This is a genomic window from Kitasatospora sp. NPDC097643, from assembly GCF_040302625.1.
GTDB lineage: Bacteria > Actinomycetota > Actinomycetes > Streptomycetales > Streptomycetaceae > Kitasatospora.
Genome location: NZ_JBEOSA010000019.1, coordinates 1 through 16,534 on the forward strand (window position 1 = coordinate 1; position 16,534 = coordinate 16,534).

The window sequence follows — 16,534 nt, forward strand, 5'->3', positions numbered from 1 at the left end:
GCTACGCGCAGGACACCGCGGCCGGTGACACCAAGGGCCAGGGCGTCGGCGGCATCTGGTTCGCCGTGGCGCCCGACGGCAAGAAGGCGGCCGCCGCCGGTGCCGCCGCGACCGCCGGTGCCACCGGTGCGTCCGGCTACCCGTCGGAGCCGTCGACCGGTGCGGCGACCGGTGCGGCGCCGATGCCCCAGCCGGCGCAGCCCGCCCCGGGCGGGGCCCAGGTCTCCGTGACCACCAACCCGCAGCTCGGTCAGATCGTGGTGGACGCGCACGGCACGGCGCTGTACCAGTACGCCAAGGACCCGTCCTGGCCGATGCGTTCGCTCTGCGAGGGCCAGTGCGCGATGACCTGGAAGCCGGTGCCGGCGGTCGACGCGAGCCAGGTCAAGGGCGTGGACCCGAAGCTGATCGGCAAGGTGCAGCGCTCCGACGGCAGCTGGCAGCTGTCCGTCAACTGCAAGCCCGTCTACACCTACACGGGCGACAGCGCCCCCGGTGACGCCAACGGGAACGGCAAGGACAACCTGTGGTCGGCCATCAACCCCGCAGGGAAGCCGGTGGGCGGTAAGTGACGGCCGGGGGCGCCGTCGTGGCGGCCGCGCGGCCGCGGCGGACCGTCCGCCGCAGGCTCCAGTGGCTCGCGCTGACCGTCCTGCTCGTCCTGGGCGTCGTCGAACTGCTCGGCGGGGCGGGAGGGTTGATCGCCCCGACGCGGACGTCGACGGGCGCCGCCCGGACCTCGGTGGAGGACCTGGCCCAGCGGATCGGCTGTGCGGTGGACATCACCGCCGACACCACGGACCTCCGCCAGGGGCTCTGCACCCTCGGTGAGGACGAGGTCTGGATCGCCACCTTCCCGACCACCGGGGCCCAGACGGCCTGGACGTCGGACGCCGAGGCCTACGGAGGGTCGTACCTGGTGGGTGACCGCTGGGTGGTCGTCCTGTCCGACACCACGGCGGACCTGCTGCACGCGAAGCTGGGCGGGGTGATCACGAGCGGCGCCGACCACACCAGGCACGCCGATCACGGCGGGCACGGCGACCCCAGTGGGCCCGCCGACCCCGGCGGGCACGGTGAGCACGCCCCCGGGGCCGGTGGCACCGGCCACGATCCGTCCGGGGCCGGCTGACCTCGGCGGGCGTTCGACCGACACGGCGGTGGCGTCGCCACGGAACTCCCCGGGCCTGGGCCCGGGAGGGTCTCCGTGGCGACGCCACCGCCGTTCGTGCTTCTCGGGCGTGCCCCGCGGTGGCTGTCGTTCGTCCGTCACGGTGTCAGCGGTTGCGCTGCGCTGCCGATTCGGGACATACCAAACCCGAATCGGCATTTCTGTTACGCCCGCGGCGCCGGTGGTGCGCCTGGGACTGATGGGGCCAGTGGGGTCTGCGCAGACGCGGGCCGCCGGGCGGCCCGGTACCCGTACGCCCCGCCCGACGGGCGCCGCCCGCTATTCGGTTTGGGAATGGGAGGCCGGCCGGCGGGCCGGGAGGCGATTGCCCGAACGCCGTCAGGCTGGTGTGCTGTGGACCACCCTCCACCGCCGCCCGACGGCCCGGCAGCCGTCCGCCACCGGTGTCGCCCGACCCGGGCAGGCAGGCAGAGGGCATCGACAGACGGCACGCCCCGCGACCGGGCGCCCCCCGCCCCCTGGTGCACGCCACCTTCCCGTCCCGGGGCAAGCAGACCTGAGGAGACCACATTGACCGTGCGTTCCGACCATTACGGACCGGGTCTGAGCACCTTGAGCGACGTCGAGCTCTCCGCGGTCCTTCCCGCCGCGACCGCCACCGACACCTCCCGGATCGGAGAGGTGATGGCCGAGGTCTTCGCCCGCTACCACGGCGCGGTGCTGGCCTACGCGCGCGGCTACTGCCGCGACCCGCAGACCGCGCAGGACCTCGCCGCCGAGGCCTACGCCCGTACCTACGTGTCGGTGGCCCGCGGCCACGGACCGCGCCACGCCTGGCGCCCCTACCTGATGGCCTGCGTCCGCCGCACCGCGATGGAGTGGAGCAGGAGCTTCACCCGTCGGGTGCTGCTGCCGGAGGACTTCGAGACCTGGGTGGAACACCTCGCCGGGGACGCGGAGACCGAGGCCGCGCTGCTCGCCACCGAGGAGAACGCTCTGGTCGTCAAGGCCTACCGCTCGCTTCCCGAACGGTGGCAGGCGCTGCTCTGGCTCACGGTCGTGGAGGGGGAGCCGGCGGCCGCCGTCGCGCAACGGATGGGGATGACCCCCAGCGGGGTGCGCTCGCTCGCCGCACGGGCTCGGGAGGGGCTGCGCGAGGCCTACCTGCGCGAGGACGTGGACGAGGCGGCCGCGCCGGCCTGCCGCTACTTCACCGCCCGGCTGGCCAACGCCATCCGGCGCCCCGGGCGGCGGCGCGGCCCCGACCTGGCCCGGCACCTGGCGGACTGCGAGGGCTGCGCCCGGGTGGCCCGGGAGGTCGAGCACGCCAACCACCGCGCGGTGGAGGCGGCGGCTGAGGCGATGGCCGCCGCCCCCGGCCCCGAGGCCGCACGGCGACGCCGGCGCCCGGCGCGGCGGTGAGCGGCCGCCCTCGACCGGGTCGCCCGCGTCAGCCCCGCATCGTCCGACGATCAGTCAGCGCAGCAACTCGCGGTAGGCGGTGCCGATTTCGGCGAGGCTACGGGCCAGGCCGGCGCAGCCGACGGTCGCGTAGCTGACCACCAGGGCGGGGGGCCTGGTGGTGTCGGTGAGGGTGTAGAAGCGGCCGCCGCGGACCAGGACGGAGCGGGAGCGGGCGGCCCGGACGAGGGCCTCCTCGTCGATGCCGTCGGGGAGTTGGAGGTAGGCCTGGAGGCCGCCCTCGCCGCCGAGGAGCCGGGCGCCGGGGAGGTGGAGTGCGGTCTGCTCGCGGACGACCTCGCGGCGTTTGTGGAACTCGGCGCGCAGCCTGCGCTGGTGGCGGTCGAGGGCGCCGCTGTCGATGAAGCGGGCGAAGGCGAGCTGTTCGAGGCCGGAACAGCCGATGTCCCAGCCGGCGCGGACGTGTTCGACCGAGGCCATCAGCTCGGAGGGGGTGGCGAGCCAGCCCAGCCGCAGGGCGGGGGCGAGCACCTTGCTGGCGCTGCCCGCGTAGACCACGCGGTCGGGGGCCAGGCTCTGCAGGGCGGGCAGTTGGCCGGTCCGGCGGAGGTAGGCGTTGTCGTAGTCGTCCTCGATCAGGTAGCCGTCCACCGCGCGGGCCCAGGCGATCAGGCGTTCGCGGCGGGCCTGGCTGAGCCGGGCGCCGGTCGGGAAGTGGTGGCCGGGGGTGGTGAGGACGGCCCGGGCCCCGCTGGCCTCCAGGAGGTCGACCCGCAGGCCGTCCGCGTCCACCGGGATGCCGACCGGGACCAGGCCGGCGCTGGCGATGAACTCCCACTCGCCGGGGTGGCCCGGGTCCTCGACGGCCAGGGTGCGGTGGCCGCGGTCGCGCAGCACCCGGCACAGCAGGGCGAGGCCCTGGGCGAAGCCGGAGGTGACCATCACGTCCTCGGGGCGGGTGCGCACGCCCCGGACCCGGCCGAGGTAGCCGGCCAGCAGCTGCCTGGTCACCGGGACCCCGGCGGGCGGGGAGTAACCGAGGTCCTGGCGGCCGGCGTCGTTCAGCGCGGCGGTGACGCAGCGGATCCACTCCTGGCGCGGGAAGGCCTGCACGTTGGAGGTGCCGGTGCGCAGGTCCCAGGCCGCCTCTGCGGGTTCGTGGTCGACGAGGGTGAGGGCGGAGCCGACCGCGGCGGCGGGCTGGGCGCACTCGGCGACGGTGGTGCCGGAGCCGCGCCGGGTGGCCAGGTAGCCCTCGGCCGACAGCTGCTCGTACGCCTCCACGACCACGCTGCGCGACACCGCGAGGTCGGCGGCGAGCTGCCGGCTGGAGGGGATCCGGGTGGCGGGCCGGAGCGCCCCCTCCTCGATCAGGCGGCGCAGCGAGTCGCGCACCTGGACGGCGAGCGGCACCCGCGACTCCCGATCGACGCTCAGGGCCAGGTGCCAGGTCAAGTGGTCTTCTCTCCGGGAGCCGAAGTGGCATGGACCATACATTCAAACATTTGGTGGACTCCTATCGCACAGGCATTCGCCGCGCGGGGGGATCGCGAGGGGGGACGGGGCGCCGCGATGGAGCGGTCGGCCGCGTCCGCGGATGCGGAGTCAGGGCAGGTGCGTCCACACTGCATCAGGCCCGTTGACATGCGTTCACCTGACGCGCCGACGGCTCAGGTGGACCGGAAAGGCCCAAGCCCGTGTCTACGACAGCAGCATCGAGCATTCCCGTACGGGTCCGGGTGACCGCGACCGGCCTTCCGCCGGTCGATCCACTGCGGCTGTACCAGGCCCTGGCGCGCACCCGGGCCCAGCGCGACCTCTACCTGATGGAGAGCCTGGACGGGCCGGACGCGGACCGCCACTCGGCCGTCGTCGGCTGGGGCCTCCTCGCCGAACTGCGCTTCTTCGCGGACCGGGTGGAGCTGACCGCGGACGGGGAACTGGGCGCCGCCCTGGCGGCCGCCGTCTCGACCGCCGCCGGCCGGGCCGGCACCGCGGCGCGCGGCACCACCCGGGTCTGGGAGACGCCGGAGCCGGAAACCCTCTGGCGGGTGCTGCGCGCCGTCCAGGGGGCGTTCACCGTGGACACCGAGGTGCCGACCGACACCTTCGCCTTCGGCTTCCTGACCACGCTGGCCTACGAGGCGGCCTGGTCGATGGAGCAACTCCCGCAGCACCAGACCGAGTCGGAGCAGCCGCGCGGCACCCTGGCGCTGTTCCGGGACACCGCCTGGTACGACCTGCGCAACGGCGAGGTGCGCCATCTGACCGCGCACGGCGAGCAGTTGCCGGCCGGACCGGCCGGCCTGCCGGCCGAGGTGCTCGCCGAGGCGACGGCACCCGGGTACCGGGCCGTGGTGCCCGAGGCGCCCGCGCCGCGCGCCGTCCGCGACAACGTGGACGAGGAGACCTTCAGCACCCGGGTGAAGCGCTGTCTCGGGCACATCGAGGTGGGCGACAGCTACCAGATCCAGATCGGCCACCGGATCGACGTCGAGAGCGAGTTGACGCCGCTGGAGGTGTACCGGCGGCTGCGGCACCGCAACCCCTCCCCGTACATGTACCTGGCGCCCTGGGCCGGCCACACCGTGATCGGCGCCAGCCCCGAGCTGTTCGTGCGGATCCAGGACGGCCGGATCTCCATGCGGCCGATCGCCGGCACCGCGCCCCGCGCCGCCGACCCGGCCGAGGACGCCCTCCGGGTGGAGGGACTGCGCGAGAGCGCCAAGGAGCAGGCCGAGCACGTGATGCTGGTCGACCTGTGCCGCAACGACATCGGGCGGGTCTGCGTGCCCGGCACGCTGTCGGTGGACACCATGATGGAGGTCGAGCCCTTCGCCTACGTCCACCACCTGGTCTCCACCGTGTCCGGCGAGGTCAGGGACGGTACGGACGTCTGGGCGGCGATCTGCGCCACCTTCCCGGCCGGCACCATGACCGGCGCGCCGAAGCTGCGGGCGATGGAGATCATCAACGAGATCGAGGACAGCCCGCGCGGCATCTACGCCGGCGCGCTCGGGCTGGTCGACGTCCGCGGCTTCGCCGTCCTGGCGCTGTGCATCCGCACCGCCGTGTACGACGGCGAGCGGTACACCACCCAGGCCTCGGCCGGCGTGGTCGCCGACTCGACGCCCGCCGCCGAGTGGCGGGAGACGCTGGCCAAGATGAGCGCCACCTACTGGGCGCTCACCGGTGAGGAGCTGCTGCCGTGAAGGTCCTGTTGGTCGACGCGTACGACAGCTTCAGCCACATCATCGACCAGTACCTGCTCACCCTCGGGGCCGAGACCGAGGTGGTGCGCTCGCGCACCCGCTCGGTGGAGCAGCTGCTGGACTCCGCCCCCGACGCGGTGGTGCTCGGCCCCGGCCCCGGGCACCCGGCCGCCTCCGGACACGTCGAGCTGGTGCACGCCTTCGCGGGCCGGGTCCCGCTGCTCGGCGTCTGCCTCGGCCACCAGGCGATCGGACTGGCCTACGGGGGCCGGATCGCCGTCGCCAAGCACCTGATGCACGGCAAGACCAGCCCGGTCGAGCACGACGGGGCGGGGCTCTTCGAGGGCGTCGCCGCGCCGCTGACCGTCACCCGCTACCACTCCCTGATCGTCACCGAGCCCGTGCCGGCCGAGCTGGTGGTCACCGCGACCTCGCTGGACGACGGCTACGTGATGGGCGTACGACACCGCACGCTCGACGTCGAGGGCGTGCAGTTCCACCCGGAGAGCGTGATGACCGAGCACGGCCTGCGGCTCTTCGACAACTTCCTCGGCCGGGTGCGGACCCGGGCCGCCGCGCACTGATCACGGATCGCGCACCGATCACCGATCGCGCACCGATCACCGGTCGCGCACCGATCACCGATTCACCGATGAACGACCCCGAGAGGACCCTCGCGCCCATGTGGCTGCCCACTCACGGCCCCGCGGCGGAGTTCGCCGCGCGCTACCTCGAACTCCACCGCTCGTTCTACGACCGCACGCTCACCCAGGACCGGCTCGACGGCTGGCGGGAGGGCCAGCTGCGCACCGTGCTCGACCAGGTCAGCAGCGGATCCCCGTTCTACGCACGGCACCTGAAGGAGGTCGAGCTCGCCGCCGTCACCCCTGACACGCTGGAGCTGCTGCCCTTCACCACCAAGGCCGACCTGCGCCGCGAGATGCTCGACGTGCTCAGCCGCCCGCTGGCCGACGCCGTCTTCTTCTACGAGACCACCGGCACCACCGGACCGGCCACGCCCTGCCCGCGCGACGGCCGCGAGGTGGTCGCCAGCAACGCGCACATCACCGAGTCCTGGGCGTCGATCTTCCGGCACCACTTCGGCACCCACGCCCCCCGGATCGGGCTGATGGGCCCCACCGAGGTGCACTCCTTCGGCGACACCCTCGGCGACGTCGCCCGCAACACCGGCTCGATGAACGCCAAGATCTGGCCGTACTCCCCGGTCATCGGCTTCGCCAAGGCGCTCCAGCTGATGAAGGAGCTGGAGCTGGAGGTGATCTGCTGCACGCCCGGCGTCGCCCTGACCCTGGCCAAGGCCGCCGAGCACTTCGGCTACGACCTGCGCCGCGACTTCGCGGTCAAGCTGCTCTTCGTCACCGGCGAGATGTGCACCCCGGCGCTGGCCCGGAACCTGGAGACGGTCTGGGGCGCGGACGTCTACAACATCCTGTACGGCTCGCAGGAGGCGTTCGTGATCGCCACCGCCTGCCGCAACAAGCGGATGCACCTCTCCCAGACCAACTACCTGTTCGAGGTGGTGGACCCGGAGACCGGCGAGTCCCACGGGCCGCGCGGCAGCGGCGAGTTGACCGTCACCATGCTGGTCGACGGGGTCAAGCCGCTGGTCCGCTACCGCACCGGCGACGCGGTGGTCGTCGAGCCGTCCGACTGCGGCTGCGAGCTGCCCGGCGACCTGGTCCGGATCGTCGGCCGCACCCTGGACCGGCTGGAGCTCGGCGGGCGGCGCTTCACCGCGGGCCAGATCGAGACCGCCGTGCTGACCGGGGTCACCGGCTCGGCCGGCTACCAGGTCGTCATCGAGCAGGACGAGGCCGGCCAGGACCGGCTGACGGTACGGCTGGAACTGCTCCAGGGCCTGGTCGAGGACCCGGCCGCGCTCGCCGCGGCCGTCCGGGAGCGGGCCGCCGCGGAGCTCGGCGTCCCCGTCGAGGTGGAGCTCAGCAGCGGCCTCGACCCGATCGTCTCCACCGGCGCCTTCGTCAGCTGGAAGGCGGCCCGGATCGTCGACCGGCGCACCGACCCCGACCACGAGACCCAGGTGGCCCAGAAGATGGCGGCGAACCGTGGGTATGAGCGCTGACACCCTCACCGAGGAGTACACCGCGCGCTGGCGCGACCTGGCCGACCGCTGGGCCGAACGGCCCGGCACCACCCTCGGCACCCTCGGCCCGCTCGGCACCTCCAGCCACCTGGCCGCGAACTTCCTCGCGGAGCGGCACGGACTGCGGGTCGAGCTGTTCGCCAGCTTCGACCAGGTGCTCGCCGAACTGGTCGAGCGCCGGGTGGAGTTCGCCCTGGTGCCGAGCGCGTACAAGGGGCTGACCTCCTTCCACTGGCACCGCGACCTGCGGCTGTCGGCCTACTTCTCGCAGGCCACCCCCGAGTACGGGATCGCGGCCCCGAAGGAGGACGGCGCCCCCGACGGCGCCGGGCCGGTCGAGGTCGCGGCCATGTGGGAGGTCCGCCGGATCTACGCCGAGGTGGCCCCGCCCGCGCTGAGCGGCCGGGAGGTGCGCTGGGTGGACGCCACCTCCACCCAGCACGCCGCCGAGCTGCTGGCCGACGGCCACGCCGACCTCGCCGTCACCAACGCCCCCGGCGTCCGGGCCCACAACCTCCACTGGGTGGCCACCCGCCCCGGCGCCGAGATCCTCTGGACCCTCTTCGGCCACGCGTAGCGCGTGCCCCGCACGCCCGCCAGGCCGTCCACCGAACCAACCGGAGCACCTTTCGCCATGCCACGGAAAACCCTGTTGCACCGCGTCACCGTCCAGGAAGGGCTGGGCCGGGCCTCGTTGCCGCACCGCAGCCTGCTGCTGGACGGCGACCGGATCGAGGCCGTCCTGCCCGAGGCCGAAGCGCCGCTGAACTCGCCCGGGATCGACGTCCTCGACCTGGCCGGCCGCACCGTGATGCCCGGCATGACCCTCGGGCACACCCACATCGCCTACCTGAACGTGCTCGACGGCCGGGAGATGCTCTTCAAGCACTCCGTCCCCGAGGTCACCCTGGCCGCCGCCGAGAACGCCACCAACCTGCTCGCGCTCGGCTACACCGCCTTCGTCGGCGCCGGCTCGGTCGCCGGGATCGACATGGCGCTGCGCCGGGCCGTCGACTCCGGGCGGCTGCGCGGCCCCCGGATCACCCCGTGCAGCCGCGACCTGATGGTCTCCGGGCCGCCCGAGCGGCGCAACCCGGAGGTGCGCAAGCGCATCCCGTCCGACCTGATGCGGCTGGCCGACACCCCGGAGGAGATGGCCGAGTACGTCGCCAAGGAGATCGCCGAGGGCGCCGAGATCGTCAAGGTCTTCTCCTCCGGCGACGACACCTTCCCCAACGGCCGGTCGCACGAACTCCTCTTCACCGCCGAGGAGTTGGTCGTCGCCGCCCGGACGGCGCACGAGCACGGCGCCAAGGTCCGGGCGCACTCCCGCGGCCTCGCCGGGATCCGCAACGCGATCGCCGCCGGGGTCGACGTCATCGACCACGCCACCTACGCCGACGACGCGGCACTGGACGCCATCGCCGAGCGCGGCATCTTCGTGGTGCCGAGCCTGCACCAGCCGCACCGGCTGCTGACCCGCGGCGTCGAACACGGCAAGACCCCGGAGTACCTGGAGACCCTGGAGTTCCAGGCCGAGATCGAGAACACCCTGCGGATCCTGCCGCTGATGGTCGAGCTGGGCATCCCGGTGGTGGCCGGGGACGACTTCGGCTTCGCCTGGACGCCGCACGGCAGTTACGCGGAGGAGCTGGAGACCTACGTGACCATGGCGGGCATCCCCGCCCCCGTCGTGCTGACCTGGGCCACCGCCAACGGCGCCCGGCTGGCCGGGCGCGGCGACGACGCCGGGACGGTGCAGCCGGGCCGGCTCGCCGACCTGGTGGTCACCGACGGCGACCCGGCCGCGGACATCACCGTGCTCAGCCGCCCCGGCGCGATCGAACTGGTACTGCTCGGCGGCGAGTTCGTCGCCGGCGAGCCCGACCGCCACCGTACCCGCACCCCGATCGGAGCCGTGTGATGGCACAGACCGGAGCCAGGCTCCCCGTCCTCCCGGTGCTCGCCCTCGGAGCGTTCGCGATCGGCACCGACACCTTCGTGGTGGCCGGCGTGCTGCCCGAGGTGGCCGGCGACCTGAAGGCGGACTACGCCGACGTCGGCTGGGTGTCCACCTTGTTCGCCCTCACCTACGCGGTCTTCGCGCCCGTGCTCGGCGCGCTCACCGGCCGGCTGGAGCGCCGGACCGTGCTGGTGATCTCGCTGCTGGGCTTCACCGCGGGCAACGTCGCCTCCGCGCTCGCGCCCGGTCTCGGACTGCTGCTGCTGGCCCGGGTGTTCACCGCCGCGAGCGCGGCGATGTACATCCCGGCGGCCTCCGCCTGCGCCGGGGCGCTGAGCGCGCCCGAGCGGCGAGGCCGGGCGCTGGCCGTGGTGCTCGGCGGGCTGTCGGCGGCGACCGTCGTCGGGGTGCCGTTCGGCACCTGGCTGGCCGCCGACCTCGAATGGCGGGCGACGTTCTGGCTGGTCGCCGGGCTCGGCCTGCTCTGCGCCGGCGCGGTGGCCTTCGGTCTGCCGGAGGTGCGGCTGCCCGCCGCGCCCGGGCTGGCCGCCCGGCTCGCCCCGGCCCGGGACGCCCGGGTGCTGTTCACCGTGCTGACCACGCTGCTCTTCATGACCGGCGGCTACCTGGTGCTCACCTACATCGGCGCGGTGCTCGCCCCGGCCACCGACGGCAACGGCACCACGCTGGCGCTGCTCCTGCTGGTCTTCGGCGTGACGGCGGTCGCCGGCACCACCCTGGGCGGGCGGGCCACCGACCGCTGGGGGCCCGTCCCGGTGCTGGTCGGCTCGGTGGCCGGGCTGGCCGTCGTGCTGGCGGTGCTGCCGCTCACCCGTGACCGGCTGGTGCCCGCCGCCGTCACCATGGCGGTCTGGGGCCTGGCCGCGATGGCCACCCAACCGCCCCAGCAGCACCGGCTGTTCGCCATCGCGCCGACCTCCGGACCGCTGCTGCTCTCGCTGAACTCCTCGGCCACCTTCGCCGGGATCTCGCTCGGCGGCTTCCTCGGCGGCCGGGTGATCGACCACGGCGGCGCGGACGCCCTGGACACGCTCGGCCTGGTCGGCGCCGCCCTGGCGGCACTGGCGCTGGTCACGGTCGCGGCGGCGGTCCGCACCGAACGCGCCCGGGCCGCCACCCTCGCCGCCGAGACCGGCTGAGGGCCGGCCCGCGAAGTGGCACCACGAGATCGTCGGGAATTGGCCACAGCCGGGCCCCGGTCACCTCGCTAGCGTCGGACGGGTCATCAGCCGTCCCCGATCCCAGGCACGAAGGACACGAACATGGACCGGACCACCAGCACCGTGGACACCCTCACGGTCACCATCGACGACGGGCTCCTGGAGCGGGTGCCCGGCTATGTCCTCGGTCTGATCGCCGTGCCGGAGATCGAGGTCGGCAAGGACGACGCCGCCGTCGACGCGCTGCTCACCGCCGCCGAGGACGAGCTGCACCGGGCCTCGCTCGGCAAGGCCGAGGTCTCCGCGCTGCCGGCCATCGCCGGCTGGCGGGACGCCTACCGGGCCGTGGAGGTCAACCCCAACAAGTTCCCCTGCGCGGCCGAATCGGTGCTGCGCCGGGTGGCCAAGGGGGACCGGCTGCCGCGGATCAACTCCCTGGTGGACCTCTGCAACGGGGTGTCGCTCGGCAGCCGGCTGCCGGTCGCCTCCTGCGACGTGGGCGACATCGCCGGCGAGCTGACGGTGCGGTTCGCCGACGGCGGCGAGACCTACCTGCCGCTCGGCGCCCCCGAGGCGCCGGAGCACCCCGAGCCGGGCGAGGTCGTCTACGCCGACGGCAGCGGCCGGGCGCACTCGCGGCGCTGGAACTGGCGGCAGAGCGACGTCATCAAGACCGACGTCGGCCGGCGGCGGCTGCTGATCACCGTCGAGGCGGTGCACGCCGACGGCCGCGCGGTGGTGGAGCAGGCGCTCGCCCGCCTCGCCGAGGCGCTGGACGGCCTCGGTGCGGACCGGAGGTCGCCGGTGCTGCTGGACGCCGCCACCCGCCGCGCCGAGCTCTTCGCCGCCCAGCCGGCCGCCGCGCGTTGAGCAGCCCGATCGCCACTTCCGAGGAGACCCCCATGACCCGCTCGATCCTCATCGTCTACCGCCCGGCCGCGGGCCGCTACCTCGCCCAGTTCCGGAGCGTGGTCGCGGCCGCGACCGACCTCGGCGTCCAGCCGGTCGTCCTGCTGCCGAGCGGGCAGGAGGCGCCCGAGGCCGACGGGCTGCCCGTCTTCCAGGCGGACCTGGAGGACACCGCGGCCTTCCGCGCCGCCGTCGACGCGATCGTCGCCGAGCACCCGATCGAGCGGATCTTCCCGCTCTTCGAGGGGGACGTGCTCCCCGCCAGCCGGGCCCGCCGGGACCACGGCATCCCCGGGCTGACCCCGGACCAGGCGCTCAACTTCCGAGACAAGAACGTGATGCACCGCCGGGCCGAGGAACTCGGGGTCCGGGTGGCGCGCTCCTGCCGCCCCGACACCCTCGGCGCCGTCGAGGAGTTCGCCGGCCAGGTCGGCTACCCCGTGGTGATCAAGCCGTACGCGGGCTGGGCCTGCGGCAGCACCTACCGCGTCGACGGGCCGGCCGAACTGGCCGAGGTCTGGGCGGAGATGGGCGACGACCGGCACGAGTACCGGGTGGAGGAGTTCATCCGCGGCACGGAGTTCCACGTCGACTCGCTGCTGCGCGACGGCGAGGTGGTCTTCGAACAGCTCTCCCAGTACACCTACTCGGTGCTGGAGTACCGCGACGAGCCGGGCGGCACCATCTCCCGCAAGCACCACCTCAGCCCGCAGGAGCAGCGGATCCTGGAGCTGAGCGCGGACGTGCTGCGCGGCTTCGGGATGAGCACCGGGGTCGCCCACGCGGAGTACTTCCTGCTGGACGACGGCGAGGTGGTCTTCGGCGAGGCCGGCGCGCGCGCCGGCGGCGGCTCGATCGTGCCGGCCGTCCAGGCCGGGCGCGGCATCAACCTGGCCGGCGAGTGGGCCCGCCTGGAGCTCGACCCGGACCACCGGACGGCCGCCCGGCTCGGCCCGGAGATCGGCACCGAGTACCTGTCCTCCGGCAAGTACGGGCGGATCACCGACATCAGCACGCCCGAGGACCTCAAGGCGCTCGACGCGGTGCTGGACGCGGACGTCTGGAAGAGCGTCGGCGAGGTGCTGGCCCCGCCGGTCGCCTCCAACGACGTGCTCGGCTGGTACGTCTGCGAGGGCACCGACTTCGACGACGTGCTCGCCCGCTTCAAGACCGTCCGCGACGCCTTCCGGGTCGAGACCGAGCAGGGCTGACGAGCCGTCGGAGAGGAGGCCGGCCCGATGTGGCTGACCCGGTTCAAGGAACTTCCGCTTCCCCTGCGCGTGCTCTTCCTCGCGTCCTTCATCAACCGCGCGGGCATGTTCGTCTTCCCGCTGCTCGCCGTCTACCTGGTGCGCGGCAAGGGGCTCAGCACCGGGGAGGCCGGCCTGCTGATCTCGATCGGCAGCACCGGCCTGCTGGTCGGCAGCCTGCTCAGCGGTCCGCTGTGCGACCTGCGCGGCCGCCGCACCGCGCTGGTCTCGGCCCTGCTGCTCAACGCCGCCGGCTACCTCGGCCTGGCGGCGCTGGACGGGCCGCCGTGGACGTACGCGGTGCTGCTCTTCGTCGCGCTGGTCGGGATGGGCATGTTCAGCCCGGCGGCCAACACCCTGATCGCCGACCTGGCCACGCCCGAGCAGCGGCCGTTCTCCTACACGGTCAGTTACATCGGCAACAACCTGGGAATGGGCATCGGCCCGCTGCTGGGCGGGCTGGCGGCCGCGTACTCGACCACGGTGATGTTCGCCGGCAACATCCTGGTCGGGCTGGTGTGCGCCGCCATGATCTGGATCTGGGTGCCGCGGGACGCCCGGGCCGGCGGCGCCGAGCGCAAGGCCGCCGGCGGCACCGGGCCGCTCGGCCACGGCCACGTGCTGCTGCTGGTGCTGGCCTCGTTCTTCTACGTGGCGCCGCTGATCGGCCTGGAGTACTCGCTGCCGCTGGCCGTCACCACCGTGCTGAACGAGTCGGCGGGCCTGGTCGGCGTGGTCTACACGGTGAACAGCGTGGTGGTGGTCAGCCTCGGCCTGCTGGTCGAGAAGCGCATCGCCGCGTACGGGACCAGGGCGATGCTGCTGGTGGCCGGCGCGCTGTGGGCACTCGGGCTGGCAGTGCTCGACTTCGCCTTCTCGCTGACCGCCGTGCTGCTCTCCACCGTGGTCTGGACGCTCGGCGAGATCATCGCCTCGGTCGTGGTGCCCACCTACATCGCCGACCACGTCGACGAGCGCCGGGTCGGCCGGTTCATGGCGCTCAACGGCTTCGTGCTCGGCCTGGCCCGGCTGGTCGTGCCGGTCGGGCTGGGCCTCATCTGGGAGGCGCACGGCGACCGGCCGGTCTTCCACACCATGCTGATCACCCCGCTGATCGGCATCGCCGCCTTCGCGCTGCTGCGCATCCGGGCCTCGGCCCCGAGCGCGGCCGGCGCCGCAGCCGAGGAGCCGGCCGACGCCGTCCGCTCCTGAGGCACCGTCACACCTCCTCTCCTCATGTGCACCCGCAATCCCAACAGGAAGTGCTCAATGCCCACCACGAAGTTCCTGCTGCCCGAGGACCGCATCCCCACCACCTGGTACAACGTGGTCGCGGATCTGCCGAAGCCGCTGCCGCCGATGCTGCACCCGGGGACCCGGGAGCCGATCACCGAGGCCGACCTGGAGCCGCTGTTCCCGCCGGAGCTGATCAAGCAGGAGCTCAGCACCGAGACCGAGATCGACATCCCCGGCGCCGTGCTCGACGTCTACCGCCAGTGGCGGCCGGCGCCGCTGATCCGGGCCCGGCGCCTGGAGAAGGCGCTGGACACCCCGGCCCGGATCTACTTCAAGTACGAGGGCGTCAGCCCGGCCGGCAGCCACAAGCCCAACACGGCCATACCGCAGGCGTACTACAACAAGCAGGCCGGGGTGGAGAAGCTCACCACCGAGACCGGCGCCGGCCAGTGGGGCAGCTCGCTGTCGCTCGCCTGCTCGTACTTCGGGCTGGAGTGCGAGGTCTACATGGTCAAGGTGAGCTACCAGCAGAAGCCCTACCGTCGCGGCCTGATGGAGACCTTCGGCGCCTCGGTCGCGGCCAGCCCCAGCGAGCTCACCGAGGTCGGCCGGGCCGCGCTCGCGGCCGACCCGAACGCCACCGGCAGCCTCGGGCTCGCCATCTCCGAGGCGATCGAGGCCGCCCTGAGCAGCGGCGGCCGGGCCAAGTACGCGCTGGGCTCGGTGCTCAACCACGTGCTGATGCACCAGACCATCATCGGCCAGGAGGCCATCCTCCAGATGGAGTTGGCCGAGGACTACCCGGACATCGTGATCGGTGCGGCGGGCGGCGGCTCCAACTTCGGCGGCCTCGCGCTGCCGTTCCTGCGCGAGCAGCTGGGCGGCGGCCGGTCGGTGCGCGCCATCGCCGTCGAGCCCTCGTCCTGCCCCACGCTGACCCAGGGCTCGTACGACTACGACTTCGGCGACACGGCGGGCCTGACCCCGCTCTCCCTGATGCACACCCTCGGCCACGACTTCGTGCCGCCGAGCATCCACGCGGGCGGGCTGCGCTACCACGGCATGGCGCCGATCATCAGCGCGCTCAAGGAGTCCGACCTGCTGGAGGCCCGCGCCGTCCCGCAGACCGCCTGCTTCGAGGCGGGCGTGCAGTTCGCGCGGAGCGAGGGCATCGTGCCGGCGCCCGAGTCCACCCACGCGGTTCGGGTGGCCATCGACGAGGCGCTGGCCTGCCGGGAGAGCGGCGAGGCGAAGTCCATCCTGTTCACCCTGTCCGGCCACGGCCACTTCGACATGCAGGCGTACATCGACTACTTCGCCGGCAAGCTCCAGGACTGAACGACCGCGCCGGGGCGGGCCGACGGCCACCCGCCCGGCCCGCCCCGGCGCGCCGACCACCATTGGGGGGAACATGCAAGGAGCACAACCGATCATCCTCGGCATATCCGGCTCCGAGCGGGCCGGCGGCAACACCGACCTGGCCCTCGAGTACGCCGGGCGGCTGGTCCACGAGCGGGGTGCCGAGTTCCGCACCATCCACCTGCGCGACCACCGGATCTCGCCGTGCAGCCCGTGCGGCGACTGCAACAGCCGGCTCACCCCCTGCGAGCTGCGGGACGACATGCCGGCCATCGTCGAGCGGATGAAGCAGGCCGACGGCATCATCTACGCGGCGCCGGTGCACGGCTTCGGCCTGGCCCACCTGATGCAGATCTTCATCGAACGGGCCGGCGTGGGCTTCCTGCGCTTCGAACGGCCGCTCGCCAACAAGGTCGGCGGCATCATCGTCACCGGCCGCCGCTACAGCGAAGCCTCGGTGCACAACCAGCTCGTCGACAACCTGCTGCTGAACCGGATGATCCTGGTCGGCAGCGGCTTCCCCGCCCTGCTGCGCAACACCGGCCCGGAGCCCCGGCTCCAGGACACCGAAGGCCTGGAGGCACTGGAGCGGATGGTCCACCGGATGCTGGACATGACCCTCCTGCTGCGCCGCCACCAGGCCGCCACCGGCGAGCCGGTCCTGCCGCTGGACGACCGCAACGAGCGCGTCGCCCGCCCGCCGCGCGAACTGACTCCCGCCGTCAACACCCCTTGATCCACGACC

General features: G+C 73.4%; 14 protein-coding genes and 1 pseudogene. 14 read left to right on the forward strand and 1 reads right to left on the reverse strand.

From position 1 onward, the window contains the following. The 3 genes and pseudogenes from ABTY15_RS14940 to ABTY15_RS14950 all read left to right on the forward strand — a co-directional run. Positions 1 to 572 (forward strand): annotated as a pseudogene (locus ABTY15_RS14940) (SCO0930 family lipoprotein); the annotation flags it as partial. Further along, a complete protein-coding gene (locus ABTY15_RS14945) occupies positions 569 to 1,132 on the forward strand; it encodes a hypothetical protein (protein ID WP_350582580.1) in 564 nt (187 codons plus the stop codon). The pseudogene ABTY15_RS14940 and the gene ABTY15_RS14945, both read left to right, overlap by 4 nt. 576 nt (positions 1,133 to 1,708) lie before the next feature. Beyond that, positions 1,709 to 2,554: an RNA polymerase sigma factor gene (locus ABTY15_RS14950; protein ID WP_350582583.1), complete on the forward strand. Its 846-nt coding sequence runs from the start codon at positions 1,709 to 1,711 to the stop codon at positions 2,552 to 2,554. 54 nt (positions 2,555 to 2,608) lie between these two features. Here ABTY15_RS14950 and pdxR read toward each other — a convergent pair whose 3' ends face one another. After that, a complete protein-coding gene (gene pdxR, locus ABTY15_RS14955) occupies positions 2,609 to 4,009 on the reverse strand; it encodes a MocR-like pyridoxine biosynthesis transcription factor PdxR (RefSeq protein WP_350582589.1) in 1,401 nt (466 codons plus the stop codon). 242 nt (positions 4,010 to 4,251) lie between these two features. Here pdxR and ABTY15_RS14960 point away from each other — a divergent pair, with 242 nt between their 5' ends. The 11 genes from ABTY15_RS14960 to ABTY15_RS15010 all read left to right on the forward strand — a co-directional run bounded on the left by ABTY15_RS14960 (position 4,252) and on the right by ABTY15_RS15010 (position 16,525). After that, the gene (locus ABTY15_RS14960) at positions 4,252 to 5,766 is read left to right on the forward strand and encodes an anthranilate synthase component I family protein (RefSeq protein ID WP_350582595.1); all 1,515 of its coding nucleotides are present in this window, start codon (positions 4,252 to 4,254) and stop codon (positions 5,764 to 5,766) included. Continuing rightward, a complete protein-coding gene (locus ABTY15_RS14965) occupies positions 5,763 to 6,350 on the forward strand; it encodes an anthranilate synthase component II (RefSeq protein ID WP_350582599.1) in 588 nt (195 codons plus the stop codon). Before ABTY15_RS14960 ends, ABTY15_RS14965 begins: the two co-directional genes overlap by 4 nt. A gap of 98 nt (positions 6,351 to 6,448) precedes the next feature. Next, positions 6,449 to 7,870, forward strand: coding sequence for a phenylacetate--CoA ligase family protein (locus ABTY15_RS14970; protein WP_350582608.1), 1,422 nt, complete (start codon positions 6,449 to 6,451; stop codon positions 7,868 to 7,870). Further along, the gene (locus ABTY15_RS14975) at positions 7,860 to 8,468 is read left to right on the forward strand and encodes a hypothetical protein (protein ID WP_350582612.1); all 609 of its coding nucleotides are present in this window, start codon (positions 7,860 to 7,862) and stop codon (positions 8,466 to 8,468) included. Before ABTY15_RS14970 ends, ABTY15_RS14975 begins: the two co-directional genes overlap by 11 nt. A 57-nt stretch (positions 8,469 to 8,525) precedes the next feature. Next, positions 8,526 to 9,815 carry an amidohydrolase family protein gene (locus tag ABTY15_RS14980; RefSeq protein WP_350582619.1) on the forward strand — a complete coding sequence of 430 codons (1,290 nt, stop codon included), beginning with the start codon at positions 8,526 to 8,528 and terminating at the stop codon, positions 9,813 to 9,815. After that, positions 9,815 to 11,014 (forward strand): MFS transporter, encoded by a 1,200-nt coding sequence (locus ABTY15_RS14985; protein WP_350582648.1) that lies wholly within the window; start codon positions 9,815 to 9,817, stop codon positions 11,012 to 11,014. Before ABTY15_RS14980 ends, ABTY15_RS14985 begins: the two co-directional genes overlap by 1 nt. Before the next feature lie 123 nt (positions 11,015 to 11,137). Further along, a complete protein-coding gene (locus ABTY15_RS14990) occupies positions 11,138 to 11,905 on the forward strand; it encodes a B3/B4 domain-containing protein (protein WP_350582659.1) in 768 nt (255 codons plus the stop codon). A 32-nt stretch (positions 11,906 to 11,937) separates the two neighbouring features. Continuing rightward, positions 11,938 to 13,155, forward strand: a complete 1,218-nt coding sequence (locus ABTY15_RS14995) for an ATP-grasp domain-containing protein (RefSeq protein WP_350582666.1) — start codon at positions 11,938 to 11,940, stop codon at positions 13,153 to 13,155. A gap of 27 nt (positions 13,156 to 13,182) precedes the next feature. Next, entirely contained in the window at positions 13,183 to 14,406 is a 1,224-nt protein-coding gene (locus ABTY15_RS15000; RefSeq protein WP_350582716.1) for an MFS transporter, read from the forward strand. Between the two features lie 57 nt (positions 14,407 to 14,463). Beyond that, complete coding sequence (locus ABTY15_RS15005; protein ID WP_350582725.1) at positions 14,464 to 15,768, forward strand: TrpB-like pyridoxal phosphate-dependent enzyme; 1,305 nt, start codon at positions 14,464 to 14,466, stop codon at positions 15,766 to 15,768. Positions 15,769 to 15,841: 73 nt separating this feature from the next. Beyond that, positions 15,842 to 16,525: a flavodoxin family protein gene (locus ABTY15_RS15010; RefSeq protein ID WP_350582751.1), complete on the forward strand. Its 684-nt coding sequence runs from the start codon at positions 15,842 to 15,844 to the stop codon at positions 16,523 to 16,525. Positions 16,526 to 16,534: the final 9 nt, after the last annotated feature.